A 26475-nucleotide genomic window follows, 5' to 3' on the forward strand; every position below is an offset into this window, starting at 1 on the left:
GAGCCCTCATCCTGAGGAGCCGCGAAGCGGCGTCTCGAAGGATGCTTCAGGAGACTCCGGAGATGGCTGGAGCATCCTTCGAGACGCGCCTTGCGGCGCTCCTCAGGATGAGGGCTGAGGGTGAGATGAGGATGGTCCATCAATGCGCCACTCCCAGATAGGCATCGATGACCTTCTGGTTCGCCTTGACCTCGTCCGGCGTCCCGTCGGCGATCTTGCGGCCGTATTCGAGCACCACGACGCGGTCGGAGAGGTCCATCACCACGCCCATATCGTGCTCGATCAGGGCGATGGTGGTGCCGAATTGCTGGTTTACGTCGAGGATGAAGCGGCACATGTCCTCTTTCTCCTCGAGGTTCATGCCGGCCATCGGCTCGTCGAGCAGCAGCAGCTCCGGCTCCATCGCCAGCGCACGGCCGAGTTCGACGCGCTTCTGCAGGCCGTAAGGCAGCTTGCCGACCGGCGCTTTCCGGATGTGCTCGATCTGCAGGAAATCGATGATGTCCTCGACGACGCGGCGGTGCTCGATCTCCTCGCGCATCGCCGGGCCGTAGCGCAGCGCCTGCCAGACAAAGCCGCGTTTCATCTTGAGGGTGCGGCCGGTCATGATGTTGTCGAGCGTCGACATGCCCTTGAACAGCGCGACGTTCTGGAAGGTGCGAGCGATGCCGCCGGCGGCGGCGCGGTGCGGACGTATCTTGGCGCGGCGCTCGCCCTTGAAGACGATGCGGCCTTCCTGCGGCTGGTAGAACCCGTTGATGCAGTTCAGCATCGAGGTTTTGCCGGCCCCGTTGGGGCCGATGATGGCGCGGATCTCGCCCTTGCGAATGTCGAAGGACACGTCGCTGATCGCCTTCACCCCGCCGAAGCGCAGCGAGATGTTCTCGACGGATAGCAGCGTCTCGGCTTTCTCGCGGATCGGCGTGCCGGTCATGCTCAGCGGTTCCGCGTTCATGCCGCTTCAGCCTTTGCCGCGCGCGCCGGAACGGGCGCCCCCTCGGACGTCACCGGATAGGTCTTGGCGTCGCGCACCTTGACGCGGGCCGAGATCACGCCCTTGCGGCCGTCCTCGAAGGTGACTTCCGTGGAGATGTCGGCCGCGTCCGAGCCGTCATAGAGCGCCTCTACCAGGGGCGCGTAGCGCTCGGCGATGAAGCCGCGTCGGACTTTCTGGGTGCGCGTCAGCTCGCCATCGTCGGCGTCGAGTTCCTTGTGGAGGATCAGGAAGCGCCTGATCTGGGCGCCGCCCATCATCGGCTCGGCGGCGAGCGAGCGGTTCACCTCGTCGATATGGTTCGCGATCATGTCGTAGACGAGATCGTGGCCGGCGAGCTCTTGATAGGAAGCATAGACGACGTTGTTGCGTTCGGCCCAGTTGCCGACGGCGGTCAGGTCGATGTTGAGCGCCACGGTCGCGTAGTCGCGGCCCTGGCCGAAGGCGACGACCTCCTTGATGTTGGGATAGAACTTAAGCTTGTTCTCGATGTATTTCGGCGGGAACAGCTCGCCGCTGTTGAGTTTGCCGACATCCTTGGCCCGGTCGATGATCTTGAGGTGGCCGGTGTCGTCGAAGAAGCCGGCATCGCCTGAACGGACATAGCCGTCGGCGGTCATCGTCTCGGCGGTCTTCTCGGGGTCCTTGTAATAACCGCCGAAGATCGAGGGCGAGCGGTAGAGCACCTCGCCATTGTCATCGATGCGGATCTCGACCAGCGGGGCGGGGCGGCCAACCGTGTCGGCCTTGATCTCGCCATTGGGCTGCATGGTGATGTAGACGCCGGCTTCGGTCTGTCCGTAGAGCTGCTTCAGATTGACGCCGATGGAGCGATAGAAGCGGAAGAGTTCAGGGCCGATCGCCTCGCCGGCGGTATAGCCGACCTTGATGCTGGTCAGGCCGAAGCGGTTGCGCAGGGGGCCGTAGACCAGCCAGTCGCCGAGCTTGTAGAGCAGCCGGCCTTTCAGCGGCACGCTCTCGCCGTTGAGGATCTGTTCACCGTAACGCTTCGCGACATCGAGGAAGTAATGGAACATCCGGCGCTTCAGGGCGCCGGCATCTTCCATCCGCACCATCGTCAGCGTCAGCATCGTCTCGAAGACGCGCGGCGGGGCAAACGCATAGGTGGTGCCGACCTCGCGCCGGTCGTCGATCACCGTTTCCGGCCCCTCCGGGCAATTGACGCAGAACCCTGCCAGCATCGCCTGCGCGTAGGAAAAGACATGGTCGCCGACCCAGGCGATCGGCAGATAGGCGATGACCTCGTCGCTCTCGTTCAGGCCGTCGAAGCTGCAGCCGATCTCGGCCGCGACGATGACGTTGGTATGGCTGAGCATGACGCCCTTGGGCCGCCCGGTCGTGCCCGAGGTATAGAGGATGATGCCGAGGTCGGATCCCTGTCCTGCCGCCATCTCCTCGTCGAGCATTGTGGCTGCGGCAGGGTCGCGAAGGGCGGCGGCACCATCCGCGATCACCTGCCCGATGGCGTGAAGCTTGGCATGGTCGTAATCGCGCAGGCCGCGCGGCTCGTCGTAGAGCATCTGGCGCAGATGCGGCAGGCGCTCTGTAATCGAGAGAATCTTGTCGACCTGCTCCTGATCCTGCACGACGGCGAAGACCGCCTCGGCATGATCCAGAACATAGGCCATCTCCTCGGCGACGCTGTCGGCATAGACCGGGACGGGGATCGCGCCGAGCCATTGGGCGGCGCACATCGACCAGTAGAGACGCGGGCGATTATACCCGACGATCGCGATTTTCTCGCCACGCTTCAGGCCGAGCTGCTGCAGTCCCTGCGCGAAAAATCGCACCTGCTCGGCGACCTCAGCCCAGTTCCACGACTGCCAGATGCCGAGGTCCTTGTGCCGAAAAGCGATACGCCCGCCGCGCTCCCGCGCGTTGCGCATCAGCAACTTCGGAAAAGTATCCGCCTGGCCGGCGAGCGCGCTTGCCACGGTTTCTCGATCTCCACCCTGAGCGGTCGCCGTACATCGCGGCGGCCTGTCGTTTCAGCCTTTGCGGCCTTGTTCTGATGCGAGGCTCGCAGGCCACACTCAGCTTTGCAAGGGTGGGCTTGACAGACAATTCGCCTTTTGGCGACTATGGTCGCGCAGAGTTGTCTGCGTCGGCTCGATTTTGCGTCTTTGTGCAATCGAGGCCTATCGCCGCTCCTTGCGTACCCTAGCCCCGCTGCCCTCTTCCGATCCGATCCAACGCTCCGACCTTGTCGGCGGCGTTCGATGGCGTTCGCGCTTGGCGCCCGACCGTCACTCAATCGCCGGCGACCGCGAATGGAACCTTGACCTCAGTTTCGAATTATTCTAACTAAGAATAACCGGATGCGGCCCAAGGGGCCAGGAGGTTGACATGAACACCACTGCCCATTGCGATAGCTGCAGGTTCTTCGATCAGCACAAGGCCGGCGCTTCCGGCAGCGACCAGGGCCTGTGCCGCTACAACCCGCCCGTCAGCCAGCCGAACCCGGATTCGCTCGGCCTGTGGCCGGTGGTCGGCTCGTCCGACTGGTGCGGCCACTTCACCCCCGAGATGACCCCGGCCGAGTAAGCCCAGGGCGCGCCGCGCCAAATCCAACACGCATTGCGCAACATCAAGCCAGCCTCAGGGCTGGCTTTTTTCGTTTTGGCTCAGCCGCCATAGGCGGCGAGGCGACCGAGATCGAGGATGGTCACTTCGCCATGGCCGATCTCGACCAGGCCGAGATCGGCCAGCTTGGCCAATCCCTGATTGGCGACCTGCCGCGAGATGCCGGCGAGCATCCCGAGTTCCTCCTGCGAGATCGCCAGCGTGCGGCCGAGATCGGGGTAGAGGATCGGGTTGAACAGCCAGGCGAGATTGCGTGCCAGCCGCCCGGTCGAATCCAGCGTGCGCTCGGTTTCGGCCAGCGCGATGAACTGGGCCAGCCGCTCGTTGAACTGGTGCACCAGGAAACGGTTGAACGCCGCCGAGTGCTCGAACAACGTCATGAAGGTCGAGCGTCGCATCAGCGCGAGACGGGTTTCGCGCACCGCCACCAGCTCGTAGCGGCGCGGTTCCGATTTGATCACCGTGCCCTCGCCGAACCAGGCGCCCGCGCGCATGCCCGCGAGCGTGGCGGATTTGCCGGTCTTCGACGTCGTCGCCATCTTGACCAGACCTTCGGCGACGCCGGTCCAGGATTCCAGCCGGTCCCCGACATGGCAGATCGAGGCGCCCTTGCCATAGCTCTTCAGCGAGATGCCGCGCCGGGCTTCCTCGAATTCGCTCTCGGAGAGATCGCGGCACCAGGCCGCGATGGCGCGCAACTCCTCGGCTGTGATCAAGACGGCAGCCTTGCGGGCAACGGACGATCGAGCGCGTGATGCTTCATTGAGCCGTCAGGCTGTCATGGCCGGGAAGGGCGGTCAACGATGTCGATTTCCAAGGGCGATGCCGGATATTGCCGATCCGGTCCATAAGGCTCGAAGAGGCGCCGCGATTTGGCCCCGATTCGCGGCGATGGCTGAAAGCCGGTCGCAAGAGCGTTGCGTGCCGGGCCTATGGCTGGCCGATCCATGCGGAGGATACCGTTCTTGACGGGACGTGCGCTTCTTCTGGCCTTGCTGGCCGCCTGCCTTGCCGGCCCGGCCAGCGCGCATCCGCATGTCTGGGTCAAGGCGAAGGCCGAGATCCTGTTTTCGCCGGACGGAATGGTGCGCGGCATCCGCCAGCATTGGAGCTTCGACGAAGCCTATTCGGCCTATATCACCCAGGGCCTCGACAAGAATGGTGACGGCAAGCTGACGCCGGACGAACTCGCCGACCTCGCCAAGGTGAACATGGATTCGCTCCCGGACGTGGAGTTCTTCACCATCGCCAAGGTCAACGGTCGCAAACAGGAATTCGGGACACCGACGGATGCCGGGCTGGTTTTCGAAAACAAGATCCTGACGCTGAACTACACCCTGCCGCTGAAGGCCCCGCCGGCGAAAAGTCGCTCCTTCGGGATCGAAGTTGGGGACCCCACCTATTTCGTTGCCTTCGAGATCGTTGATGCGCCCGATGCCGTTGTCACGCGCGATGCGCCGGCCGGCTGCGTTGTCCGCGTCAACCGCCCGCCGAAGCTCGCCGACGATGTGGCGCAGAAGCTGGCGCAGGAAGACATCACCGCGACGCCCGACATGAGCGGCTACGAGGTGACGACGCGGGCGCTCGTGGCATGTCCCTGATCAGCCCTGCGAGCCCTCATCCCGAGGACCCGCGCAGCGGGACGGAAGCTTTGCTCACCTTTCCGAACAAGGGCTCGCAGACAGGGCCATCCTTGCTGGCGCGTGTCGCCGTTGCCGTGGCCGCCCTCGCGCTGGTCGCTGCCGTCGTCGGCCTGCTGGCCTGGCTCGTTTCGTTTTACAGCCCGCTTGCGCCACCGCCGCCACGCAATCCTTTCGGCACGGCGCTGCCACGCGAGGCGCTGCCTTCGACGACCGGATTCGGCGCGGTCCTCATCGCCTGGCAGTCGAGCTTCTACCGGGAGCTGATCGCAACCTTGAAAGCGATCGCGCAGACACCCGCTGCGGTCTGGGGGCTGCTCGGCCTCTCCTTCGGCTACGGCGTCTTTCATGCGGCCGGCCCGGGCCACGGCAAGGCGGTGATCGCGGGCTATATCGTCGCCGACAACCGCAGCCTCTGGCGCGGGCTGTCGCTCAGCTTCGCGGCGGCGCTCCTGCAGGCGGTCGTGGCCATCGGCATCGTCTCGGTCGCAACGCTGATCTTCCGCACCACGGCGGCGCAGATGAACGTTGCGACCGATCTGATCGAACAGGGCAGCTTCCTGCTCGTCGCGGTCGTGGGGCTTGCGGTGCTCTGGCGCAAGAGCGCCGGTTTCCTGACGCTATGGCGCGGCGGCGCCGCGCATGATCCCGCCTGCTGCGACCATGCCCATATGCCGGATGCGGAGGCCGTCTCGCGGCTGAAGGATTGGCGCGACATGGCCGGCGTGGTTCTCGCGGCAGGCCTTCGGCCCTGCGCCGGCGCCTTGATCATCCTCGTCTTCGCGGCGTCGCAGGGGCTCTATTGGGCCGGCATCGCGGCGGCCTTCGCCATGGCGCTCGGCACGGCGCTCACCACCAGCGCTCTGGCGGCTTTCGCGGTGTTCTTCAAATTCGCGGCGCTGAAGATGGCGAGCGGCGGCAGCCTTCGGGCCGTGCGGCTGCTTGCGGGCCTCGAATTGCTGGCGGCAGCGTTTATCGCGGTGCTGGGTGCCGCGCTTTCGTTGGGGTTGTGGATCGGCGGGATGGGAAGCTAAGCTCCGTCATTGCGAGGAGCGTCAGCGACGAAGCAATCCAGGGAGACTGGGCAAGCAGCTCGACCCCGTCCCCTTGGATTGCTTCGCTGCGCTCGCAATGACGAAAACCGCTCAGGCCGCTCTGAGCGGGTCGTTTTCCAGCCTGATCGGCGTTCCGTGTGGCGTCGCTTCCGCCGCCCGGCCCCAAGACGCGGCCAGCGCATCGATGCCGTCATGCGAAGCAAGGCCCTTCTCGATCAGCAGGTGCTCCAGCGCCTCGCACCAGCGTGCGTAGTAATCGGTGCCGTCGCGACAGCCGCCCTCAGTCAGCGCCTCGCGGATTTCGGCGCCCAGCGCTTGTGCCCACTCCTCGGCGGTGAAGACGCCCTTGTTTTGAAGCGCGACGACCAGTGCGAAGGCCTGCGCCTGCCAAGGCTCGGCGAAGACCGGCCCGTCCGCATCGCGCGGGATCGGCGTGCCGGCTGCCAGATCAATGTCAGACCGGCTCAAGATAGCTCTCCCAGGCCTCGATGCTGACGCTGGAAGTCGGGTCGGCGTCGCGGCCCCACAGTTCCGTCCCCGCGAAGACGACGGTGTAGAGCCACTGCGCCTCGCTGTGACCCCCTTGCGCCGAGCTATCCGGGAAAACGTGACAGCCGGTGACGCGCTCGATCAGGCCTTGCTTGCCACGGGCATAGCGAGGCAGGCGCGTGTGATGCCGGGGATGCATCACGATGGTGCGGACACTGTCTCCGATCGCAAAACGCGCCGGCGCCTTCGCCTCGCGATCATAGGGAAATCCCCGGCGCAGCACGGCGGGGATTTCCTCGCCGTTGAACACGCGCTTGGGCTCGCGGCGCTCCGGTGCGGGTTTGCCCGAGAGCAGTTCGACTGATGAAAGGAAGCCGTGCTTCACCAGCGCCTTGTCCAAGGCGGCAAGCCAGATCTCGTAATAGCTGGCGGACAGATACTGCGCGGGGGGCAGGCTCTCGCGATGGTGGCGGATTTCGTCGATCGTCCACGCGCCCAGGGCACCGGCCGCGACATTGATCGCCAGCACGCGCTTTTCCCAGCTGGCGTGGAAGATCGGCTCGTTCGGCTCGGGGACCACCGGGCCGAAGGCCATCTGGCCGCCGAGGTCGTGGGCGCTGTTTATGCCGCGTCCTCTACTTGGGGCAGGCCGGTGCCGATCATCGAATCGCGGCTGACGATGCCGGCGAGCTTCTCCTCGCTCCAGCCTTCGGTGCCGGCCGGGCGCATCGGAATGACGAGGAAGCGTGTCTCGGCGGTGGAGTCCCACACGCGGATGCGCTGTCCTTCCGGCAGGGTCACGCCGAAATCGGCGAGCGTACCGCGCGGGTCGATCACTGCCTTGGCGCGATAGGGCGGGGATTTGTACCAGACCGGGGGCAGGCCGAGCACCGGCCAAGGATAGCAGGAGCAAAGCGTGCAGACGATCAGGTGGTGCTCTTGGGGAGTGTTGAAGCAAGCCACGATATGCTCGCCGCCGCGACCGCCATAGCCCAGCTCGGATGCCGCCGCCGTGCCGTCCGCTTTCAGCCGCTCTGCGAAGTCCGGATCGGTCCAGGCCTTGGCGACGATGCGGGCGCCGTTGCGGGGCCCGACCCTGGTCTCGTAGGTCTCGACGATGGCGTCGAGCGCCGCAGGGTCGACATAACCCTTCTCGACCATCAGCGTCTCGAGCGCCTTGACCCGCGCCTCGATCGCGGAGAACCGATTGTCGTGGGTATGGTCGTGATCGTGGTGATGCCCGCTCATGCCCTTGTCCTCAATACCTGCTTCTTGGAAACTCAGCCCTCATCCTTCGAGACGCCCGCTTTGCGGGCTTCTCAGGATGAGGGCTGAGACGGCAAGGATCAAGCGATCCTGACCCTTGCCGCGCGCTCATACGCGACGGCGAACGCGACGAGCGACTTGTCCGAGCCTTTCGGCCCGATCAGGGAGAGGCCGAGCGGCGCGCCGTCCCGCTGCGCGACCGGAATCGTCACCTGCGGAAAGCCAGAGAGGCCGGACAGGCAGAGCAGACGCAGGGCGCGGTTGCGGAAATCCTCGAGCTCGGCCTCCTCGGCGCTGATCAGCGGCGCGATGTCCGGCACCGTCGGCAGGATCAGCACGCCATCCTGCCCGAGCAGGCGCGCGAACCTGGCCCGGAACGTTTTCCGCGTTGCCTCGCCCTTGGCGTATTCCTCGTCCGTCACCGCCTTGGAGAAAGCGAAGCGCTCCTTGACGCCGGGCCCGAGCGGCGGTGCGAAACGCTCGATCATCGCGCCGTCGGCAGCCCAGGCCTCGCGGCCCTGAACCCAGCGAAAGGCCCAGTAAAGCGCGTCGATGTCGCGCACGACCTTGACGCTTTCCGGCTGGCCGACGCTTGGCATCGCGCGTTGCACCACGTTGCGCAGGATCGTCTCGGCTTCGGGCACGGCCTGCGCGAACATGTCGTCCGCCAGCAGCAGGCGCGGGGTCTCAGGGAGCGAGACCCGGTCCTTGCCGAGCAGCACATCGCCGACGCGGGCGAAGGTTTCGCCGTCGCGGGTGAACCAGCCCGGCGTGTCCAGACTTTCCGCCAATGGCCAGGTCCGCTTCAAGGAGAGCCGGTCATGGGTCGGGCGAATGCCGAAGAGGCCGCCATAGCTCGCCGGCGCGCGCACCGAGCCGCCGGTGTCGGAGCCAAGCGCGATGTCGGCGAGGCGCCCGGCCACCGCCGCCATCGAGCCGCAGGAGGAACCGCCGGTGATGCGCGACGGCGCCGCCGGATTGATCGGCGAGCCGAAATGGGCGTTCTTGCCGTTCAGTGAAAAGGCCAGCTCGTCGGTATGTGTCTTGCCGATGAAGCGGGCGCCTGCGTTCAGCAGATCCTTCACGATCGGCGCGGTCTTGGTCTTAATCCCGGATTGCGCCAGCACGATCGGCGAGCCGGCCCCGGTCGGGTATCCCTTGACATCGAACAGGTCCTTCACCGCCAGGGTCAGCCCGGCAAGCGGCCCTTCAGGCTCATGCTTCACGGTCGCATCCGGATAGGGAATGAAGCAACGGAACGGGTCATCATAGGTCATCGTGTCAGATCCCTCTCGAATCCCCGTCTGAGCGCGGGTCGTGAACGGCTTCGACCTGGCCGCGCGGATGCTTCACCAGCATGCCGGCATGGCCGAAACCCTCCGAATAGGCTTCTCCGACTTCTTCCACAGGATGGCCCGCGGCGTCGAGCCGTTCCAGCAGGCCGGGATCGAAGCGATTCTCGAATTTCAACGCGGTCGAGGCCGAGCCCCAGGTGCGGCCGAAAAGCCAGCGCGGCGCATCGACCGCCGTGGCGAGGTTCTGCCCCAGGCGATAGCGCGTCAAAAGCTGCGCCTGGAACTGCGGCTGGCCATCCCCGCCCATCGCGCCATAGGCGAGCACGCGCCCGTCCTTGAAGCGGGCGAGGGCCGGGTTCAGCGTGTGAAAGGGCTTGCGGTCCGGCTGCAGGGGATTGGTCGCAGCCTTGTCCAGCGAGAAGGAGGCGCCGCGGTTCTGCCAATGGATGCCCGTCGCCGGCAGCACGCAGCCGGAGCCGTATTCCCAATAGACCGACTGGATATAGGAGACAGCGAGGCCCTTTGCGTCGATGGCACCCATCCAGACAGTGTCGCCATGGCTTTGCTTCAGTGGCCAGCGCGCTGCGCGCTTCGGGTCGATCTTCGCGGCTTCGCGGGCAAGCGCGGTTTCGCTGAGCAGTTCGGCCGGCGTGATGTCGGCATGGGCCGGGTCCGTGACATGCAGGTCGCGCAGCGCGAGCGCCCGCTTCGTCGCCTCGATCAGCCCGTGGTGATGGGCGAATGAGTCGAGCTTGGCCTCGCCCAGTCGCTCGAATAGTCCGAGGATCAGCAGCGAGGCCAGCCCCTGGGTCGGGGGCGGCAGGTTGAACACCGTCAGTCCCGGCAGGCTCAGCGACAGCGGCACGACGCTGCGCGCTTCATAGCGTCTCAGGTCGGTGCGGGTGATGGGCGCGCCGATGCGCTCCAGATCGGCGGCGATCTCGCGGCCGACATCGCCACGGTAGAAGTCGTCGAGCCCGGCATCGGCCAGTTGCCGAAGCGTGTCCGAGAGCGCGATGGGCTTTCGGCGGGTGCCGGGTTGCGGCGGCTTTCCGTCCGTCCAGAAGGTTTGGAGGAACCCTGGCGCGGCTTTCAGAGCCTCCAGCTCGTGCGGCCGGTTGCGCAATTCGGAAGCCGATACCGCGTAGCCGTCTCGTGCCTGATGGATCGCATCGAGCAGCAATTCGCGCAAAGGCATCCGGCCACCGAGCGATCTGGACAGCTCCAGAGCGAGGCTCCAGCCGCCGACCGCACCGGCGACCGTGAGCGCCGCATCCGGCCCGCGTTCGGGAATGGTGTCGTAGCCCTGCCGGCGATAGCGCTCGATGGTGGCGAGCGAGCCGGCCGGGCCGCACGCCGAAATGCCGTGCATCTTGCCGCCGGGTTCCTGCACCAGCCAGAAACCATCGCCGCCGATGCCGTTCATATGCGGGTAGACGACCGCGATCGTCGCCGCCATCGCGACCATGGCCTCGATCGCATTGCCGCCCTCCGCCAGGATCGCCCGGCCGGCCTCGGAGGCAAGGGAGTGAGGGGCAGCGACGGCGGCCGCGCCGAAGACAGGCGTATCGAGCATCGGATCTTTGCAATCTCAGGATGGCGCCCCATCTGGTCGGCAGACCAGCGAAAGCCGCGATTTTGTTGCATGGAGCGGCGGCCTCCGCTAGGTGGCTGGCATGCATCCCGTGCGCGGCATGGGCGCACGGACAATCGAAAGAAGGACGAACATGGCCGGACGGCACACCAATTGGCGCAGCCTGACCATCGTGATCTCGCTCGGCATCCTGATCGCCGTCGAGCTGTTTGGGGTCGCGCTCGCGGCCGGCTGGGCACTCGCTGGCTGGTTGGAGCTCGGCACGATCTTCGAATACATTACGATGGCGGTGTTCTCGGTCTTTGCTGCCTACGGCATGGTCAACCTGATGCGCCGCGTCTTGAAGATCGAGCATCTGACCACCGTCGACTGAGGCCCCGTCTGGAAGCGGGCGACGACGCAGGCGTCTTGCCCGCGCCCGATGGATGGGCTGGTTTCGCCATGATCGCCTGACTATCTGGGGACAGGCTCATGCGGACCCTTGCCGTCCGGCTGGGCTGGCGCGAGCTTCGACTTTCCACCTGCGAACCGGGATCGACATGCCAGACAGCACCGGGCCGGACAGCCACATTCAGCCTCTTCTCGACCGCCGCACCTTGCTGGCGAGCGCCGGCGCGACCGCGACGCTTGCGGCATTGGGTTTTTCCTCGCAGGCGCTGGCGCAGCAGGGGCTGAAGCTCGGCCAGGCGCAGGACTTCACCTTCGAGGCCTTGAAGGCCCGCGCCAAGCAGATGGCGGCGGTACCTTATGAGGCGCCACAGTCGCCGAGCCCCGAGATCCTGCAGCGGATCGACTACGACGCTCACGGCAAGATCAGGTTCAAGCCGGAGATGGCGCTGTGGGCGAACGGCCCGTCCGCCTGGCCGGTGACGTTCTTCCATCTCGGACGCTACTTTCAGAAGCCGGTGCGGATGCATGTCGTCGATGGCGGGCAGGCGCGAGAGATCCTCTACGACGACAGCTATTTCGAAATGCCGGCGGATTCGCCCGCCAAGCAGTTGCCGACCGGGGCGGGCTTCGCCGGCTTCCGCTTTCAGGAGAGCCGCACGGGGCATCCCGGCCGCAAGGGCGAAACGCTCGACTGGAAGAAGAACGACTGGGTTGCCTTCCTCGGCGCATCGTATTTCCGGGCGATCGGGGAGCTTTATCAATACGGGCTCTCGGCGCGCGGGCTCGCGATCGATCCCGCCGTCGCCGGCAAGCCCGAAGAATTCCCCGACTTCACCCATGTCTGGCTCGAGACGCCCGAGCCCGGCGCGGAATATGTGGTGGTCAACGCGCTGTTGTCGGGGCCGAGCGTCGCTGGCGCTTATCGCTTCCGGATGCATCGCGGCAAGGGCGTCACTATGGAGATCGAGACCGCGCTGCATCTGCGCCGGGATGTCGACCGGCTCTGCATCGCGCCGCTGACCTCGATGTACTGGTATTCCGAGACGGCGAAGCCGACCGCGGTCGACTGGCGCCCCGAGGTGCATGATTCCGATGGTCTCGCGCTCTGGACCGGGGCCGGCGAGCGCGCCTGGCGACCGCTCAACAATCCGCCGCGTACCACGGCGTCGGCCTTCGGCGACGAGAACCCGCGCGGCTTCGGACTGATGCAGCGCGACCGGCAGGTCGACCACTATCTCGACGGCGTGTTCTATGAGCGCCGGCCGAGCGCCTGGGTCGAGCCGGTTGGCGACTGGGGCAAGGGCGCGGTCCAGCTGATCGAGATCCCGACCGACGACGAGATCCACGACAATATCGTCGCGACATGGGTGCCGCAGGCGCCTGCGAAGGCCGGCAACGCCTATGAGTTCGCCTACAAGCTGCACTGGCTCGCCGACGAACCCTACCCTACCCAACTCGGCCGTGTCGTCGCGACACGGCTCGGCAATGGCGGCCAGCCCGGCACGGTGCGCCCGCGCGGCGTGCGCAAGTTCATGGTCGAGTTCCTCGGGCCCGCCCTTGAGAAAATCCCGTTCGGCGTGAAGCCGGAGGTGGTGCTGTGGAGTTCGCGGGGTACGTTTTCCTACGTCTTCGCGGAGGCCGTGCCTGACGATGTGGCGGGCCATTGGCGGGCACAGTTCGACCTCTCGGTCGAGGGTGGCGAGCCTGTCGAGATGCGCTGCTATCTCAAGGCGGCCGAGACGGTGCTGACCGAAACCTGGATGTACCAGTACCAGTCGTTCTAAAGCGAACCGCCTTCGACCGAGCGATAGATATGGGCGCCAGCGATGACGATGGTCAGGTTTATCACGAATTGGACCGTCACCAAGGCAGCGGCGGTTATTCGGGCATCACCGATATTCAGTAAGGATATCGCCAGACATCCGACTACTGCGGCCGGAAGCCAGATGGCGGCGACTGGTAATGCCAGGATTCCGAATAGCCGCAGGGTCTGCCCGGACAGCCACCTGATCGAGAGCGCGAAACCCAGGTCGTGGCGACCCAGTGCCAGGGCGGTGAAGGCGAGCGTCGATCGCAGAACGAACCAGCCCAGCAACAGTTGCAAGGCAAACCTGGCCAGGACGGTCGCGCCCGAGGCGCCATCGATCTTGCCGATCAGCATCGATGCGGTCAGGACAAGAGCCGAGCAGGCCGCATAGCGCAACGTCGCTTCCGAGGGTGGCCAGCGAAGGTCGAGGCTCGCGATCTGATGGGTTGCGGCTTCTCTGATCGCGATCAGCGTCAGCGGCAGCTGGATGGCGAGGCTTGCCATCGTCGCGAGCCAGTTTTCAAGAATTTCACCGAAGGTGCCTTCCTCACCGGCGAGCTGGGCGAGGGAGTCTCGATATTCGAACGGAAAGCTGCAGGCGAAGGCCGCAAGGGTCGCCCAGGTGTGGCGCCGGAAAATGCGAGGCACCACCCTCAAGGTCGCGACGGTGATGGCCAAGACCGGTAACGACATCAACAAGCTCCCCCGGGATCCGCGAGAACAAATAAGGTACATCGGACAGCATTGTAAACCTGCTCCGGTGTTGTCAGGCCCGCTGTAACACTATATCATCCAGCAATGATCGTAGCCCCTCACGACCACCATCATGCCGTTCCGGACACAGCGGGCTGGTCGCTGCTGCGCTTGTCGGCCGTGGCGCGGATCGGGCTTGCGGCGGTCGTGATCGCGCTCGTCTGGGCGGCGACTCTTGCCGTGATCGCCTGAGGTTCCGCTGAGATGTCGATCCTCTTTTCCGATGTGACGCTTGGATATGACCGGCATCCGGCCGTCCATCACCTGTCCGGCACAATCGAGGAGGGGAGCCTCACCGCGATCGTCGGGCCCAACGGTGCCGGCAAGTCGACGCTGCTCAAGGGCATCACCGGCACGCTTGCGCCCTTGTCCGGCAAGGTCGCGCTCGGCAAGGGCAAGCGCTTCGCCTATCTGCCGCAATCGGCCGATCTCGACCGCTCCTTCCCGATCCATGTCTACGACCTCGTTGCGATGGGGCTGTGGAACCGAGCCGGCATTTTCGGGCGCATCGGGCGCGACGCCGCCCGCCGCATCGCCGAGGCCATCGCTGCGGTCGGGCTGACCGGCTTCGAGCGGCGGCCGATCGGGACGCTATCCGGCGGCCAGATGCAGCGCGTGCTGTTCGCGCGACTTCTGCTGCAGGACGCAGAGATCATTCTGCTCGACGAGCCCTTCACCGCGATAGATGCGCGCACCACGGCCGATCTTCTGGCGCTGGTGCAGCGCTGGCATGGCGAGCGCCGTACCGTCGTCGCCGTGCTCCACGACATCGAGACCGTGCGTCAGGCCTTTCCGCGAACGTTGCTGCTGGCGCGCGAAGCCGTCGCCTGGGGCCAGACGGCCGAGGTGCTCACAGCGGAAAATCTGCTCAAGGCGCGGCGCATGGTCGAGACCTTCGACCGCCATGCCGAGCCCTGCCACCGCGACGCGGCGTGAATGTTCATTGGCCCCGTCACTCGTCATTGCGAGCGCAGCGAAGCAATCCAGAGGAACTGGGTGTGAGGTTCAGCCCAGTCTTTCTGGATTGCTTCGTCGCTTCGCTTCTCGCAATGACGGCCTTGCGGTCGACCGCCGGATAGCTGGGTCCATGCTCTACGACACCTTCGTCGGCCCCTTCGCCGAGTTCGATTTCATGCGGCGTGCGCTGGTCGGCGTCGTCGCGTTGGCCGTGGGCGGCGGCCCGATCGGGGTGTTCCTGATGCTGCGGCGCATGAGCCTGACCGGCGATGCCATGGCGCATGCCATCCTGCCAGGCGCGGCTTTGGGGTATCTCGTCGCGGGGTTCTCGTTGCCGGCCATGACCTTTGGCGGGCTTGTGGCCGGGTTTACTGTCGCGCTGCTTGCCGGCGCCGTCGCGCGCGCCACCGTCCTGAAGGAGGATGCCTCGCTCGCGGCGTTCTACCTGATCTCGCTGGCGCTCGGCGTGACCATCGTTTCGCTGCGTGGCTCGGCGATCGACCTGCTGCATGTTCTCTTCGGCAATGTGCTGGCGCTCGACGACGATGTGCTGGTCCTGCTGGCCGGCGTCACGACGATCTCGCTCACGACGCTCGCCGCGCTCTACCGCCCGCTGGTGATGGAATGCGTCGATCCCGGGTTCCTGCGCTCCGTCAGCCGTTCGGGCGGCTTCGTCCACCTGACCTTTCTGGCGCTGGTCGTGCTCAACCTCGTCGCCGGGTTCAACGCGCTGGGGACGCTGCTGGCGGTGGGCATGATGATGCTGCCGGCGGCGGCGGCCCGGTTCTGGACGGCGGACATCACGCGGCTGCTCCTGCTCGCCACCGGCTTCGGCATCGTGTCCGGTTATGCCGGGCTGGTGGTGTCCTATGCCGCCGGTAACAGCCTGCCGGCGGGGCCGGCTGTCATCCTGGCTGCCGGCGCGCTCTACATTTTGTCGCTGATGTTCGGTTCGCAGGGCGGACTTGCACGACGCGCCTTGATCCGGACACATCTCCAGAGATAGAAACGTTATATCGTTTCATTTCGCGCGGAGCTTCTGCATGTTTAACCGTCGTACCGTGGCCGCCTCGATGCTGGCCGGGCTCGTTGTCGCCGCCATCCCGGGCGCAAGCTTCGCGCAGGAGAAGCTCCCGGTGGTGGCAAGCTTTTCGGTTCTGGCCGATTTCGTGAAGCAGGTCGGCGGCGACCGCGTCAGCGTGACCTCGCTCGTCGGGCCCAACGGCGACGCGCATGTTTATTCGCCGACACCTACCGATGCGAAAGCGCTCGCCGCGGCCAAGCTCGTGGTCATCAACGGGCTGCATCTCGAAGGCTGGTTGCCGCGCCTGATCAAGTCCTCCGGTACCAAGGCGCCGCTCGTCACCGCAACCAAGGGCATCAAGCCGATCGAGGCTGCGGAAGAGCAGGGCGGGCATGGTCATGATCATGGCCATGACGACCCGCATGCCTGGCAGAGCATCGCCAACGCCCGCGTCTATGTCGCCGACATCCGCGACGCGCTCTCGGAGGCCGACCCTGCCGGCAAGGCGATTTATGATGCCAACGCCACGGCCTATCTCGCCAGGCTCGACGTGGTCGAGGGAGAGGTGAAGGCCGCTGTCGCGCGCATTCCCGCCGATCGGCGCAAGGCCATCACCACCCATGACGCCTTCGGGTATTTCATGAAGGCCTATGGCGTCGAATTCATCGCGCCGCAGGGCGTCTCGACCGAGTCGGAAGCCTCGGCGAAGGACGTCGCGCGCATCATTCGCCAGATCAAGGCGCAGAAGGTCCCGGCGGTGTTCCTCGAGAACGTCACCAATCCGCGCCTGATCGAGCAGATCGCCAAGGAAGGCGGCGCGAAGATCGGCGGCACGCTCTATTCCGACGCGCTCTCCGAGGCCTCGGGTCCGGCGGGGACTTACATCGACATGATGAAGCACAATATAAGCGAGATCGAGAAGGCGCTCGCCGCCGGCCCGGCCTGACCGCCGGTTTCGTCCTCGCCATCCGTCATCAGGTAGACCCCAAGGTAGTCGCTATGTCCGACAAGATTCCCGTCACGGTGCTCACCGGTTATCTGGGCGCCGGCAAGACCACGCTGCTGAACCGCATCCTCACCGAAAAGCACGGCAAGAAGTTCGCCGTCATCGTCAACGAGTTCGGCGAGGCGGGAATCGACGGGGACCTCGTCGTCGGAGCCGACGAAGAGGTCTTCGAAATGAACAACGGTTGCATCTGCTGCACCGTGCGCGGGGACCTGATCCGCATTCTCGACGGGCTGATGAAGCGAAAGGGCAAGTTCGACGCGATCATCGTCGAGACCACTGGTCTGGCTGATCCGGCGCCCGTCGCGCAGACCTTCTTTGTCGATCAGGATGTCGGCGATGCCACCCGCCTCGACGCTGTCGTCACCGTGACTGACGCGAAATGGCTCAAGGACCGGCTGAAGGACGCGCCGGAGGCGAAAAACCAGATCGCCTTCGCCGACGTGATCATCCTCAACAAGACCGATCTCGTTTCGGCCGAGGAGCTTGCCGAGGTCGAGGCCGCGATCCGCGCGATCAACCCCTATGCCAAGCTGCAGAAGGCGCAGCGCTGCAATGTCGACATCGCGACGCTGCTCGACCGCAACGCCTTCGATCTCGACCGCATCCTCGATATCGAGCCGGATTTCCTCGAATCGGGCCATCATCATCACCATTCCGACGATGTGCGCTCGGTGTCTTTCACCATCCCCGGTGATGTCGATCCGGAGAAGTTCATGCCCTGGATCAACGAGATCACCCAGGTTCAGGGGCCGAGCATCCTGCGCTCCAAGGGCATTCTGGCCTTCAAGAACGAGCCGCGCCGCTTCGTCTTCCAGGGCGTGCACATGATCCTGGATGGCGATCTTCAGCGCGACTGGAAGGCGGACGAAACGCGCTCCAGCCGGTTGGTCTTCATCGGGCGCGACCTGAACGAGCCCGAGTTGCGCCGGGGCTTCGAGGCCTGCGCGGCCTGATCTCCAGCCGTCATGCTCGCGCCTGGCCCGAGCATCTCCAGCCGGATGAGGCTCGGCAACCCTCCGTACGACGAGATTCTCGGGTCGGCACGGCGCGCCGCCTCGAGAATGACGGCAGCCAGCGTTCCCTCGTTCTCCAACCTGCGCTAGACCGCCCTGCATGAACACCACCCCAGCACCTTCCGTCTCGCTGCGCGAACATGTCGTCCCGATCGAAGCCGGGACGCATGTCGTCGCCGCACGCTGGCTGCAGCAGGGGCTCGTCATGGCGCTGGCCGAGGGCCAGGTGCTGCGCTGGCGCGACGGCGAGACCGAGACGCTCGAGGCCCATGCCGGCGGTATTCTCTGCGCGACGGGCGACGGCGAGCGGTTGATCACCGGCGGTGACGATGGCCGCGTCGTCGCGACCCGGATGGAGGGCGCGCCGGAGGAACTGGCCAAGGACCCGAAGCGACGCTGGATCGACGCGATTACCCTTTCGCCCGCCGGCAACCTCGCCTGGAATACAGGCAAGACTGTGCAGGCTCGCGACGACAAGGGGCGCGTCCGTACGCTGGAGACCGCCAGCACGCCGCAGGGCCTGGTCTTCGCGCCAAAGGGCTACCGTCTCGCCATCGCGCAGATGAACGGCGTCTCGCTCTGGTATCCCAACACCGAGGCCAAGCCGGAATTCCTGGACTGGAAGGGCTCGCATCTCGACGCCGCCTGGTCGCCGGACGGCCGCTTCGTCGTCACCTCGATGCAGGAAAACGCCCTGCATGGCTGGAAGCTTGGCGACAAGGCCGCTCATATGCGGATGACCGGCTACCCGGCCAAGCCGCGCTCGCTGTCATGGTCGCATGACGGGTTGTGGCTGGCCTCGAGCGGAGCAGACGGCGCGATCGTCTGGCCGTTCCAGGGGGACGGGCCGCAGGGCAAGGCGCCACGCGAATGCGGCGTGCGCCATGCCCGCGTCACCCGCGTCGCGTTCCATCCCCGGGCTCTGGTGCTGGCGATCGGCTACGACGATGGCTGCATTTTGATGGTGCGGCTGACGGACGGATCGGAGCTGCTGGTGCGGCCGGCGCTGCGCGGCAGCGGCATCACCGCCTTCGCCTGGGACAAGACCGGCAAGCGGCTTGCTTTCGGCGCTGAGGATGGCGCGGCCGGCGTGCTGACGCTGCCGGCGGCCTGAGCGGCGATGCGCCTCGGGCTCTTTGGCCGGAACGAGGCGCGAGCGGGCGATGACGCCCAGTCCGAAGCGAAAGCCGCCCTTAAAGCGGCCGCGGAACGCTTGAAAGCCGGTACAAGGCGGCTGCTCGACTTGCCGGAGCAGGCTGCCGTGGCCGTCAACGAGATCATCTGCGCCGATCCGGCCTGCCCCGGCAGCGAAACGGTCATTCTCGTGATGAAGCCCGGCGAGAAGACGAAAGCCTACAAGCTGGCGATGGCGATGGCCGACGTGACCGAGACGGGGTTGGCGGAGGTGCTCGGCGAACGCTGAACGCGGCTTCGATCGCGTGCGGATATTTATCGTCATTACGAGCGCAGCAACGCAATCCAGGCCTGTCGAACGCTGCCGCTTGCGGGGCGCTTCCATTCGGCTAAAGCTCATCGGCGATGTCGCTGTTCTCGCTCTATACCCGCGTCTTGTCGGAACTCGGTCCCGAGCGTTGCCTCGGCGTCGTGCTCGGTCTCGCCAACGTCGTCCTCGCGGGCGTGGCCTTTGCCGAGCCGCTGCTGTTCGGCACGCTGATCGACCGCCTGACGACGATCCAGTCATCCGGCGGCCCTTTGACGTGGAGCAGCGTCAACCTGCTGATCTTCGCCTGGGTCTGCTTCGGTCTTGCCAATATCATCGTCGGCGTCTTCGTCGCGCTGCAGGCCGACAAGCTCGCGCATCGCTCGCGGCTGGCGATGATGGCGCGGTATTTCGAGCACGCGCTGACGTTGCCGCTGGCCTATCACACGCAGACCCATTCCGGGCGCGTGCTCAAGGTGATGCTCGACGGCACGAATGCGATGTGGGCGCTGTGGCTCTCGTTCTTCCGCGAGCATTGCGCCTCGATCGTCGCGCTGTTCGTGCTGTTGCCGTTCACGCTGTGGAAGAACTGGCAGCTCGGCTTGCTGCTGATCTTCCTCGTGCTGCTTTTTGGCACGCTGACGGCCTTTGTGCTGCGCAAGACCGACCAGTTGCAGGGCAATGTCGAGGCCTATCATTCGAACCTGGCCGAACGGGCGTCGGACGCGCTCGGCAACGTGCCGGTGATCCAGAGCTTCACCCGCATCGAGGCCGAGGTGCGCGGGCTGCACAGCACGATCCGGAGCCTGCTCGACGCGCAACTGCCGGTGCTGTTCTGGTGGGCGGTGGCGACGGTGGCGACGCGGGCCTCGGCGACGCTGACGGTCCTCTCGATCTTCGTCGTCGGCACCTGGCTTTTGATGCAGGGCCAGACCACCGTCGGCGAGATCGTCACCTTCATGGGCTTTGCCACCATGCTGGTCGGGCGTCTCGAGCAGATCGTCTCCTTCGTGAACTTCATCTTCATGCAGGGCCCGAAGATGCGAGATTTCTTCGAGGTGCTCGATACGTTGCCGACCGTGCGCGACCCGGCCGATGCCCGCGATGCCGGGCGCCTCGAAGGCGCCGTGGCGTTCGAGGACGTGACGTTCTCCTATGACGGCAAGCGCTCGGCGGTGCGGGACGTCTCCTTCGCGGTCAAGCCGGGCGAGACCATCGCCGTCGTCGGCTCGACCGGCTCCGGCAAATCGACGACGCTCGGCCTGCTACACCGCGCCTTCGATCCGCAATCGGGTCGGATTACCGTCGATGGCAGCGACATCCGCGAGATCTCGCTGCTGTCGCTTCGGCGCAATATCGGCGTCGTCTTTCAGGAGCCGATGCTGTTCGCGCGTTCGATCCGCGAGAACCTGCTCGTCGGCAAGCCGGACGCGACGGATGCGGAGATGATGGCGGCGCTCGAGCGTGCGCAGGCGAGCGAAGTCATGGCGCGCCAGACCGACGGCCTCGACACGCTCGTCGGCGAGCGCGGGCGGACGCTGTCGGGCGGCGAGCGCCAGCGGCTCTCGATCGCGCGCGCGCTGCTCAAGAACCCGCCGATCCTGATCCTGGACGAGGCGACATCGGCGCTCGATGCCGCCACCGAGGTCAAGCTGCAAAAGGCACTGGATGAGGTGATGAAGGATCGCACCACCTTCGTCATCGCCCATCGGCTCGCCACGATCCGCAACGCCGACCGCATTCTGGTGTTCGAGCAGGGCCAGGTCGAGGAGATGGGCACTTTCGACGAACTGGTGGCCAAGGGCGGGCGTTTCGAAGCGCTGGCGCGGGCGCAGTATCTCGTCAGCGACAAGCCGGCACCGCTTGCGGCGGCCGAGGCCAGCCCGCTGGCGCAGAAGATCAGCCCGGCCTGAGCGGCGGACGGTCGCAGGGAGAGGTGATCTCCGGGGTTGGGCGATCTCCGGCGTTACGCGATCTCGGCGTTGCGCTGCGGGCACCTTTCCCGCTTATGGAGGTTTCGCTTTTACCGTCCGCCAAAATAACGAGTCTGACCGCGTGATGATGATACTCCGCCTTGCCTGTGCATGGGCTTCCGTTGCCATTTTCCTGATGTTCGGCGACACGCTGCTCGGCCAATTGGGCGCGCCGTTGCCGTCGCTGCTGGTCTTCGGCTGGCTGCTCGGCGTCATCATCTGGGCCGCCTTCGGCGTCGTGCACGAGGCGGAGGATCTGGCGGAACGGTTGGGGGAGCCCTACGGCACGCTGATCCTGACGCTGTCGATCGTGATCATCGAGGTCGCGCTGGTCGGCGCGGTGATGCTGGGTGCCAAGGGAGCGCCGACGCTCGGCCGTGATACGATGTTCGCGGTGCTGATGATCGTGCTCAACGGCGTGGTCGGCATCGGCCTGCTGCTGGGCGGCCTGCGGCATTTCCAGCAGCGCTACAACCTCAAGGGTGCGTCGTCCTATCTGGCGGTGATCATTCCGCTGACCGTGATCCCGCTGTTTTTGCCGAACTTCACGACCTCGACCACCGACGGCACGCTGACGCCCTTCCAGGCCATCGCCTTTTCGATCTTCACCGTCGCATTGTATGGCGCCTTCCTCATCCTCCAGACCGGGCGCCATCGCGCCTTCTTCCACGAGCCGGAGCCGGAGGGCGGGAAGGTCGCCGCTGCCCCGCACGATAACACTGACAAGCCGTCTTCCACCGGCTCGATGCTGCCGCATCTCGGCCTGCTGCTGGCCAACATCCTGCCGATCGTGATCCTGTCCAAGAGCCTCGCCGCGGTGCTCGATTTCGGCATTGCCAAGCTTGGCGCACCGCCGGCGCTTGGCGGCATCCTGATCGCGATGGTGGTGTTCACGCCGGAATGCATCGCGGCGCTGCGCGCGATCAACGGCAACCAGCTGCAGCGCGCCGTCAATCTGTGCCTGGGCGCGGCGGCCTCGACGCTCGGCATGACCGTGCCTGCGATCCTGCTGATCGGAGTGTTTACCGGGCAAGCGGTGGTGTTGGGCCTTTCGGCGACCAACATGGTGATCGCGGCGATGACGCTGCTGCTCTCGACGCTGACCTTCACGGGCACGCGCACCACGATGCTGGAAGGCGCCGTGCATCTGGCGGTCTTCTTCGTCTTCGTGGTGCTGGTGTTCAGCCCCTGAAGGATATCCACCAGGGTCCGCTACCGTACCGCAAACGAGCAAGGTCTTTTTATCAATCGCGGGTATTGCCGATTGGGGGGCTTTGGAAAGCAGCGTATGGTCAAGACCTGTCTTCAGTGCCGAAACGGCGAGCATTTCGCGCTGCCGTTCACCATGGCCTTTCAGCCGATCATCGATGTCTCCACGAACCGGGTGTTCGCGCATGAGGCACTGGTGCGGGGAACGGCTGGCGAGGGCGCCGCTTCCGTGCTGGCGTCGGTCGATGCCGACAACCGCTATGCCTTTGACCAGCAATGTCGGGTCAAGGCTATCGAGCTGGCCTCGGAGCTCTTCGATCCGGTCAGCGATGTCGGTCTTTCCATCAATTTCATGCCCAACGCCGTCTACGAACCGCGCGCCTGCATTCGCCAAACGCTGGCGGCGGCGAGCCGCGCCCAGTTCCCTGCCGCGAAAATCATCTTCGAGTTCACCGAAGGCGAGGAACTCGACACCGCCCATCTGTTCAACATCCTGCGAGCCTATCGCGAGATCGGGTTTCGAACGGCGATCGACGATTTCGGGGCGGGACATGCCGGTTTGGCTCTGCTGGCCGCCTTTCAGCCGGATATCGTCAAGATCGACATGGCTCTGATCCGCGGCATCGACACCGATGAAGCCAAACGCAAGATCGTGAAACATCTGGTCGTGATGCTCGACGATCTGGGCGTCACCCCGCTCTGCGAGGGGATCGAGACAGCCGGCGAATTCGAAGCGCTGCGCGATATCGGCGTGAATCTGATGCAGGGCTATTTCCTGGCGCGGCCCGCATTCGAAGCGTTGGCCACGCCGTCCGCAGCCTATCGGCAGGGTTCGGGCTCGGCGTCCTGAAGCAGACCGGCGCCGTCCGGTCAGCGCGCCGGGGCCTCCTCCGCCAACTCCGCCTCGATGAACGCCGTCACCTCCTCGGTCGCGACCCCGTGGGCGATGAAACTCTGCCCGATCCCACGCGCGAGGATGAAGGTGAGCGCGCCGCGCTTCACCTTTTTATCCTGCGCCATGGCGGCGACGATTTCGGCTGCAGGGCCAACGCCACCGGGCACCTGTTGAATGCGGGTCGGCAGACCGACATGGTCGAGATGGCGCGTGACGCGCAGCGCATCCTGACCGGAGCAAAGCCCGAGCCGCTGCGAGAAGCGGAAGGCGAGTGCCAGCCCGATCGCGACCGCCTCGCCATGCACCAGCCGGCTCGAATCGTACCGGGTCAGCCGTTCCAGCGCGTGGGCAAAGGTATGGCCGAGGTTGAGCAACGCGCGGTCGCCGTCCTCGCGCTCGTCGCGTGTCACGATCGCGGCCTTGGCCCGGCAGGCGACGGCGACCGCATGGTCTCGCTCCGGCCCCCCCGCGATCACCCGGCTCCAATTCGCCTCGCACCAGTCGAAGAAGGCGGGGTCGTCGATCAGGCCGTATTTCACCACTTCGGCATAGCCGGCCTTGAACTCGCGCTGGCTCAGCGTGTCGAGCAAGGCAGTGTCGGCGACGACCAGCACCGGCTGATGGAAGGCGCCGACGAGGTTCTTGCCGTGGGGCGAGTTGATGCCGGTCTTGCCGCCGACCGACGAATCGACCTGAGCCAGCAGCGTCGTCGGAATCTGAACGAGGCGGACGCCGCGCCGCAGCACCGAAGCGGCAAAGCCCGCGAGATCGCCTACGACGCCACCGCCGAGCGCGATGACGAGATCGTTGCGCTCGATCTTGGCGTCCAGCAGCGCGTCGCAAAGCATGGCGAAGCGGGCGTAGGATTTCGAGGCTTCGCCCGGCGGGATGGTGATGCGGGTGGCGGCGATGCCCGCTTCCGCGAGACGGGCTTCGAGCCGGCCAGCATAAAGGCCAGCCACCGTGTCGTCGGTGACGATGGCGGCGCGCGCGCCCGGCGCAATGCTTGCGACGAGCTGCGCGGCCTCGTCCAGCCGATCGCGCCCGATATGGATGTCGTAGGCGCGACCCTCCAGAGCCACGGGCACGGTGATGCGTTCCGGCGAGGCGCCAGCGGAACCGGTGTTCATCAGAAGGTCACTCCGCCATCGCCGAGGTGGCGCTCCAGTGCCGAGACGATGTCGTCGACGACCGAATCATGCGGCACGTCACGCGACTCGATGGTGAGATCGGCCAGTGCGTAGACCGGTTCGCGCTGGGCCAGCATCGCGCGCAGCGTGCCTTCCGGGTCCGCTGTCTGCAGCAGCGGGCGGTTCGAGCGCTTGCGCACGCGGCGCATCAGTACGTCCGGCTCGGCCTTCAGCCAGATCGAGACGGCGAGGTCCTTCACGCGCTGGCGGGTTTCGGCGTTCATGAAGGCGCCGCCGCCGGTCGCCAGCACCAATGTGGGCTGCGTCGCCAGGATGCGGGCGATGACGCGGCGCTCGCCATCGCGGAACTCGGCCTCGCCGCGCTGAGCGAAGATCTCCGGGATCGACATGCCGGCGGCGGTCTCGATCTCGACATCGGCATCGATGAAGGTCAGGCCGAGGCGGGTGGCGAGCCGGCGCCCGACCGAACTCTTACCCGACCCCATCATGCCGACGAGCACGAGCGCGCGCCGGCCAAGCGCGCCGCGCAGATCGGCGGTGTCAGGAACTGAGAGGGCGGCAGCGGTCATCGTGGCGTTTCGTGTTTCGCGGCGATGTAGCATGCGCCTGCCCTGCCGTCATGCCTTCGTCATCACCGGATTTCGGCGCGGGACGCGGTTTGGGGGAGGCTGTGTCGCTGCGGCCCTTGCCGCGCCCTCCGGACGCCGGGATAAAAGGCAGCGTGCCGCAGAGTGCAGCGGCGGCAGGGGATACTCGCCAGACGTGCCGACGCTGTTCCGCTTCCTGTTCGTCATCGCCGTCATCGCGGGGCTCGTCTTCGGCGGGATGCTGGCGCTCGTCGCCTTCGTGAAGCCCGAGCCGCGCGAGATCATCGAGATCGTACCGCCGGCCAAACTGCTGCCGAAATGAGCCGGCTATCGCGGCAAAGGCTCAATGCCTTTCTCGACATGCTGGCCGCCGAGCGCGGCGCAGCCCGCAACACGCTCGATGCCTATGAGCGCGACATTGACGACTATCTCGGCTTCATCGCGGGGACGGCGCTCGAGGCGGTGAGCGCCAACGACATCCGCGGTTGGCTCGCCGATGTTGCCGCGCGTGGGCTCAAGGCTTCGTCGGCGGCGCGGCGACTATCGGCCGTTCGGCAGTTCCACCGTTTCCTCTACACCGAGGGCTTGAGCCCGAACGATCCAGCCGCCGCGATCCAGGGGCCGCGACAGGGCCGCCCGTTGCCGAAGGTGGTTTCGGTCGGCTCGGTCGACCGCCTGTTGGCGGTGGCGCGGGAGGGCTGCGAGCGCGATGGCCTGACTCCGGCCGCACGGCTGAAGGCGCTGCGGATGCGCTGCCTTGTCGAGATGCTCTACGCGACGGGCCTTCGCGTTTCCGAGCTGATCGCTCTGCCGCTTTCGGCCGCGACGACGCGGGAGCGCTTCCTGATCGTGCGCGGCAAGGGCGACAAGGAGCGGCTCGTGCCCTTGAACGAGGCCGCGCGGAGCGCGGCACGGGATTGGCTGGAGGCCTTGCGCGAAGCCGGGCAGGCGGAGAGCCGCTGGCTGTTCCCGTCCGATGGCGAAAGCGGGCATCTCACCCGTCAGGCTTTCGCTCGCGACCTCAAAGTGCTGGGCGGAGCGGCCGGGATGTCGGCGGCCTCACTCAGCCCGCATGTGCTGCGCCACGCCTTCGCCAGCCATCTGCTGCAGAACGGCGCCGATCTCAGGGTGGTGCAGGAGCTGCTGGGGCATGCCGACATCGCGACGACGCAGATCTACACCCACATCCTCGACGAACGGCTGAAGAGCATGGTGCGCGACCTGCACCCGCTGTCGGACGGGGAGTGATACGCCTGCCCCGTCATTGCGAGGAGCATCAGCGACGAAGCAATCCAGGAAGACCGGACACAGCGTTTTACCCAGTCTTCC

Annotated in this window: 28 protein-coding genes; 17 read left to right on the forward strand and 11 right to left on the reverse strand. The window is 65.8% G+C overall.

What is annotated here, in order from left to right:
- Positions 1-139: 139 nt before the first annotated feature.
- Entirely contained in the window at positions 140-955 is an 816-nt protein-coding gene (locus AC1DR6_RS00330) for an ABC transporter ATP-binding protein (protein ID WP_476827187.1), read from the reverse strand.
- A complete protein-coding gene (locus tag AC1DR6_RS00335; RefSeq protein ID WP_476827780.1) occupies positions 952-2901 on the reverse strand; it encodes an AMP-dependent synthetase/ligase in 1950 nt (649 codons plus the stop codon). Before AC1DR6_RS00335 ends, AC1DR6_RS00330 begins: the two co-directional genes overlap by 4 nt.
- A gap of 460 nt (positions 2902-3361) precedes the next feature.
- Here AC1DR6_RS00335 and AC1DR6_RS00340 point away from each other — a divergent pair, with 460 nt between their 5' ends.
- A complete protein-coding gene (locus AC1DR6_RS00340) occupies positions 3362-3559 on the forward strand; it encodes a hypothetical protein (RefSeq protein WP_476827188.1) in 198 nt (65 codons plus the stop codon).
- An 80-nt stretch (positions 3560-3639) separates the two neighbouring features.
- Here the strand turns inward: AC1DR6_RS00340 and AC1DR6_RS00345 are convergent, their stop codons facing one another.
- Positions 3640-4314, reverse strand: coding sequence for a Crp/Fnr family transcriptional regulator (locus AC1DR6_RS00345; RefSeq protein ID WP_476827189.1), 675 nt, complete (start codon positions 4312-4314; stop codon positions 3640-3642).
- Between the two features lie 249 nt (positions 4315-4563).
- Here AC1DR6_RS00345 and AC1DR6_RS00350 point away from each other — a divergent pair, with 249 nt between their 5' ends.
- Both AC1DR6_RS00350 and AC1DR6_RS00355 read left to right on the forward strand, forming a co-directional pair.
- Positions 4564-5199: a DUF1007 family protein gene (locus tag AC1DR6_RS00350; protein ID WP_476827190.1), complete on the forward strand. Its 636-nt coding sequence runs from the start codon at positions 4564-4566 to the stop codon at positions 5197-5199.
- The gene (locus tag AC1DR6_RS00355) at positions 5190-6272 is read left to right on the forward strand and encodes a nickel/cobalt transporter (RefSeq protein WP_476827191.1); all 1083 of its coding nucleotides are present in this window, start codon (positions 5190-5192) and stop codon (positions 6270-6272) included. Before AC1DR6_RS00350 ends, AC1DR6_RS00355 begins: the two co-directional genes overlap by 10 nt.
- 111 nt (positions 6273-6383) lie before the next feature.
- Here AC1DR6_RS00355 and AC1DR6_RS00360 read toward each other — a convergent pair whose 3' ends face one another.
- From AC1DR6_RS00360 to AC1DR6_RS00380, 5 genes are all read right to left on the reverse strand, one after another.
- On the reverse strand, positions 6384-6761 hold the full coding sequence (locus AC1DR6_RS00360) for a nitrile hydratase accessory protein (protein ID WP_476827192.1): 378 nt from the start codon (positions 6759-6761) through the stop codon (positions 6384-6386).
- Positions 6748-7407, reverse strand: coding sequence for a nitrile hydratase subunit beta (nthB, locus tag AC1DR6_RS00365; protein ID WP_476827781.1), 660 nt, complete (start codon positions 7405-7407; stop codon positions 6748-6750). The genes AC1DR6_RS00360 and nthB overlap by 14 nt, the downstream gene beginning before the upstream one ends.
- Complete coding sequence (nthA, locus tag AC1DR6_RS00370) at positions 7404-8030, reverse strand: nitrile hydratase subunit alpha (protein WP_476827193.1); 627 nt, start codon at positions 8028-8030, stop codon at positions 7404-7406. Before nthA ends, nthB begins: the two co-directional genes overlap by 4 nt.
- 98 nt (positions 8031-8128) lie before the next feature.
- A complete protein-coding gene (locus AC1DR6_RS00375) occupies positions 8129-9325 on the reverse strand; it encodes an amidase (RefSeq protein ID WP_476827194.1) in 1197 nt (398 codons plus the stop codon).
- A 4-nt stretch (positions 9326-9329) separates the two neighbouring features.
- The gene (locus AC1DR6_RS00380) at positions 9330-10919 is read right to left on the reverse strand and encodes a gamma-glutamyltransferase family protein (protein ID WP_476827195.1); all 1590 of its coding nucleotides are present in this window, start codon (positions 10917-10919) and stop codon (positions 9330-9332) included.
- Between the two features lie 151 nt (positions 10920-11070).
- Here AC1DR6_RS00380 and AC1DR6_RS00385 point away from each other — a divergent pair, with 151 nt between their 5' ends.
- Both AC1DR6_RS00385 and AC1DR6_RS00390 read left to right on the forward strand, forming a co-directional pair.
- Positions 11071-11310 carry a hypothetical protein gene (locus AC1DR6_RS00385; protein ID WP_476827196.1) on the forward strand — a complete coding sequence of 80 codons (240 nt, stop codon included), beginning with the start codon at positions 11071-11073 and terminating at the stop codon, positions 11308-11310.
- A 166-nt stretch (positions 11311-11476) separates the two neighbouring features.
- Positions 11477-13111, forward strand: a complete 1635-nt coding sequence (locus AC1DR6_RS00390; RefSeq protein WP_476827197.1) for an OpgD/OpgG family glucan biosynthesis protein — start codon at positions 11477-11479, stop codon at positions 13109-13111.
- Here the strand turns inward: AC1DR6_RS00390 and AC1DR6_RS00395 are convergent.
- Entirely contained in the window at positions 13108-13827 is a 720-nt protein-coding gene (locus tag AC1DR6_RS00395) for a hypothetical protein (RefSeq protein WP_476827198.1), read from the reverse strand. The genes AC1DR6_RS00390 and AC1DR6_RS00395 overlap by 4 nt on opposite strands.
- 105 nt (positions 13828-13932) lie before the next feature.
- Between AC1DR6_RS00395 and AC1DR6_RS00400 the strand changes: the two genes are divergently transcribed.
- From AC1DR6_RS00400 to AC1DR6_RS00445, 10 genes are all read left to right on the forward strand, one after another.
- Positions 13933-14079: a hypothetical protein gene (locus tag AC1DR6_RS00400; protein WP_476827199.1), complete on the forward strand. Its 147-nt coding sequence runs from the start codon at positions 13933-13935 to the stop codon at positions 14077-14079.
- Positions 14080-14091: 12 nt separating this feature from the next.
- Positions 14092-14823, forward strand: coding sequence for a zinc ABC transporter ATP-binding protein AztA (gene aztA / locus AC1DR6_RS00405; RefSeq protein ID WP_476827200.1), 732 nt, complete (start codon positions 14092-14094; stop codon positions 14821-14823).
- Between the two features lie 151 nt (positions 14824-14974).
- Positions 14975-15850: a metal ABC transporter permease gene (locus AC1DR6_RS00410; RefSeq protein ID WP_476827201.1), complete on the forward strand. Its 876-nt coding sequence runs from the start codon at positions 14975-14977 to the stop codon at positions 15848-15850.
- Positions 15851-15887: 37 nt separating this feature from the next.
- Positions 15888-16814, forward strand: a complete 927-nt coding sequence (locus AC1DR6_RS00415) for a metal ABC transporter substrate-binding protein (RefSeq protein ID WP_476827202.1) — start codon at positions 15888-15890, stop codon at positions 16812-16814.
- A gap of 53 nt (positions 16815-16867) precedes the next feature.
- Entirely contained in the window at positions 16868-17830 is a 963-nt protein-coding gene (locus AC1DR6_RS00420) for a CobW family GTP-binding protein (protein ID WP_476827203.1), read from the forward strand.
- A gap of 160 nt (positions 17831-17990) precedes the next feature.
- The gene (locus tag AC1DR6_RS00425; RefSeq protein WP_476827204.1) at positions 17991-19004 is read left to right on the forward strand and encodes a WD40 repeat domain-containing protein; all 1014 of its coding nucleotides are present in this window, start codon (positions 17991-17993) and stop codon (positions 19002-19004) included.
- 99 nt (positions 19005-19103) lie between these two features.
- The gene (locus AC1DR6_RS00430) at positions 19104-19313 is read left to right on the forward strand and encodes a hypothetical protein (protein WP_476827205.1); all 210 of its coding nucleotides are present in this window, start codon (positions 19104-19106) and stop codon (positions 19311-19313) included.
- Between the two features lie 116 nt (positions 19314-19429).
- Complete coding sequence (locus tag AC1DR6_RS00435; RefSeq protein ID WP_476827206.1) at positions 19430-21244, forward strand: glucan ABC transporter ATP-binding protein/ permease; 1815 nt, start codon at positions 19430-19432, stop codon at positions 21242-21244.
- Positions 21245-21389: 145 nt separating this feature from the next.
- Positions 21390-22496: a calcium:cation antiporter gene (locus tag AC1DR6_RS00440; RefSeq protein WP_476827207.1), complete on the forward strand. Its 1107-nt coding sequence runs from the start codon at positions 21390-21392 to the stop codon at positions 22494-22496.
- A 96-nt stretch (positions 22497-22592) separates the two neighbouring features.
- Complete coding sequence (locus tag AC1DR6_RS00445) at positions 22593-23363, forward strand: EAL domain-containing protein (protein ID WP_476827208.1); 771 nt, start codon at positions 22593-22595, stop codon at positions 23361-23363.
- Between the two features lie 20 nt (positions 23364-23383).
- Here the strand turns inward: AC1DR6_RS00445 and aroB are convergent, their stop codons facing one another.
- Positions 23384-24538: a 3-dehydroquinate synthase gene (aroB, locus tag AC1DR6_RS00450; RefSeq protein WP_476827209.1), complete on the reverse strand. Its 1155-nt coding sequence runs from the start codon at positions 24536-24538 to the stop codon at positions 23384-23386.
- The gene (locus AC1DR6_RS00455; RefSeq protein WP_476827210.1) at positions 24538-25128 is read right to left on the reverse strand and encodes a shikimate kinase; all 591 of its coding nucleotides are present in this window, start codon (positions 25126-25128) and stop codon (positions 24538-24540) included. Before AC1DR6_RS00455 ends, aroB begins: the two co-directional genes overlap by 1 nt.
- A 193-nt stretch (positions 25129-25321) precedes the next feature.
- Here AC1DR6_RS00455 and AC1DR6_RS00460 point away from each other — a divergent pair, with 193 nt between their 5' ends.
- Positions 25322-25468 (forward strand): histidine kinase, encoded by a 147-nt coding sequence (locus AC1DR6_RS00460; RefSeq protein ID WP_476827211.1) that lies wholly within the window; start codon positions 25322-25324, stop codon positions 25466-25468.
- Positions 25465-26394, forward strand: a complete 930-nt coding sequence (locus AC1DR6_RS00465; protein ID WP_476827212.1) for a site-specific tyrosine recombinase XerD — start codon at positions 25465-25467, stop codon at positions 26392-26394. Before AC1DR6_RS00460 ends, AC1DR6_RS00465 begins: the two co-directional genes overlap by 4 nt.
- The last annotated feature ends 81 nt before the right edge of the window (positions 26395-26475 follow it).

The sequence above is a fragment of the Allobosea sp. P5_A5 genome, from assembly GCF_056400625.1.

What these genes read in the sequence shown, in the direction of transcription:
- AC1DR6_RS00330 (WP_476827187.1), bottom strand. Translation starts at nt 955, where the DNA reads ATGAACGCGGAACCGCTGAGCATGACCGGCACGCCGATCCGCGAGAAA.
- AC1DR6_RS00335 (WP_476827780.1), bottom strand. Translation starts at nt 2,901, where the DNA reads ATGCGCAACGCGCGGGAGCGCGGCGGGCGTATCGCTTTTCGGCACAAG.
- AC1DR6_RS00340 (WP_476827188.1), top strand. Translation starts at nt 3,362, where the DNA reads ATGAACACCACTGCCCATTGCGATAGCTGCAGGTTCTTCGATCAGCAC.
- AC1DR6_RS00355 (WP_476827191.1), top strand. Translation starts at nt 5,190, where the DNA reads ATGTCCCTGATCAGCCCTGCGAGCCCTCATCCCGAGGACCCGCGCAGC.
- nthA (WP_476827193.1), bottom strand. Translation starts at nt 8,030, where the DNA reads ATGAGCGGGCATCACCACGATCACGACCATACCCACGACAATCGGTTC.
- AC1DR6_RS00375 (WP_476827194.1), bottom strand. Translation starts at nt 9,325, where the DNA reads ATGACCTATGATGACCCGTTCCGTTGCTTCATTCCCTATCCGGATGCG.
- AC1DR6_RS00380 (WP_476827195.1), bottom strand. Translation starts at nt 10,919, where the DNA reads ATGCTCGATACGCCTGTCTTCGGCGCGGCCGCCGTCGCTGCCCCTCAC.
- AC1DR6_RS00385 (WP_476827196.1), top strand. Translation starts at nt 11,071, where the DNA reads ATGGCCGGACGGCACACCAATTGGCGCAGCCTGACCATCGTGATCTCG.
- AC1DR6_RS00390 (WP_476827197.1), top strand. Translation starts at nt 11,477, where the DNA reads ATGCCAGACAGCACCGGGCCGGACAGCCACATTCAGCCTCTTCTCGAC.
- AC1DR6_RS00395 (WP_476827198.1), bottom strand. Translation starts at nt 13,827, where the DNA reads ATGTCGTTACCGGTCTTGGCCATCACCGTCGCGACCTTGAGGGTGGTG.
- AC1DR6_RS00400 (WP_476827199.1), top strand. Translation starts at nt 13,933, where the DNA reads ATGATCGTAGCCCCTCACGACCACCATCATGCCGTTCCGGACACAGCG.
- aztA (WP_476827200.1), top strand. Translation starts at nt 14,092, where the DNA reads ATGTCGATCCTCTTTTCCGATGTGACGCTTGGATATGACCGGCATCCG.
- AC1DR6_RS00410 (WP_476827201.1), top strand. Translation starts at nt 14,975, where the DNA reads ATGCTCTACGACACCTTCGTCGGCCCCTTCGCCGAGTTCGATTTCATG.
- AC1DR6_RS00415 (WP_476827202.1), top strand. Translation starts at nt 15,888, where the DNA reads ATGTTTAACCGTCGTACCGTGGCCGCCTCGATGCTGGCCGGGCTCGTT.
- AC1DR6_RS00420 (WP_476827203.1), top strand. Translation starts at nt 16,868, where the DNA reads ATGTCCGACAAGATTCCCGTCACGGTGCTCACCGGTTATCTGGGCGCC.
- AC1DR6_RS00425 (WP_476827204.1), top strand. Translation starts at nt 17,991, where the DNA reads ATGAACACCACCCCAGCACCTTCCGTCTCGCTGCGCGAACATGTCGTC.
- AC1DR6_RS00435 (WP_476827206.1), top strand. Translation starts at nt 19,430, where the DNA reads ATGTCGCTGTTCTCGCTCTATACCCGCGTCTTGTCGGAACTCGGTCCC.
- AC1DR6_RS00440 (WP_476827207.1), top strand. Translation starts at nt 21,390, where the DNA reads ATGATGATACTCCGCCTTGCCTGTGCATGGGCTTCCGTTGCCATTTTC.
- AC1DR6_RS00445 (WP_476827208.1), top strand. Translation starts at nt 22,593, where the DNA reads ATGGTCAAGACCTGTCTTCAGTGCCGAAACGGCGAGCATTTCGCGCTG.
- aroB (WP_476827209.1), bottom strand. Translation starts at nt 24,538, where the DNA reads ATGAACACCGGTTCCGCTGGCGCCTCGCCGGAACGCATCACCGTGCCC.
- AC1DR6_RS00455 (WP_476827210.1), bottom strand. Translation starts at nt 25,128, where the DNA reads ATGACCGCTGCCGCCCTCTCAGTTCCTGACACCGCCGATCTGCGCGGC.
- AC1DR6_RS00465 (WP_476827212.1), top strand. Translation starts at nt 25,465, where the DNA reads ATGAGCCGGCTATCGCGGCAAAGGCTCAATGCCTTTCTCGACATGCTG.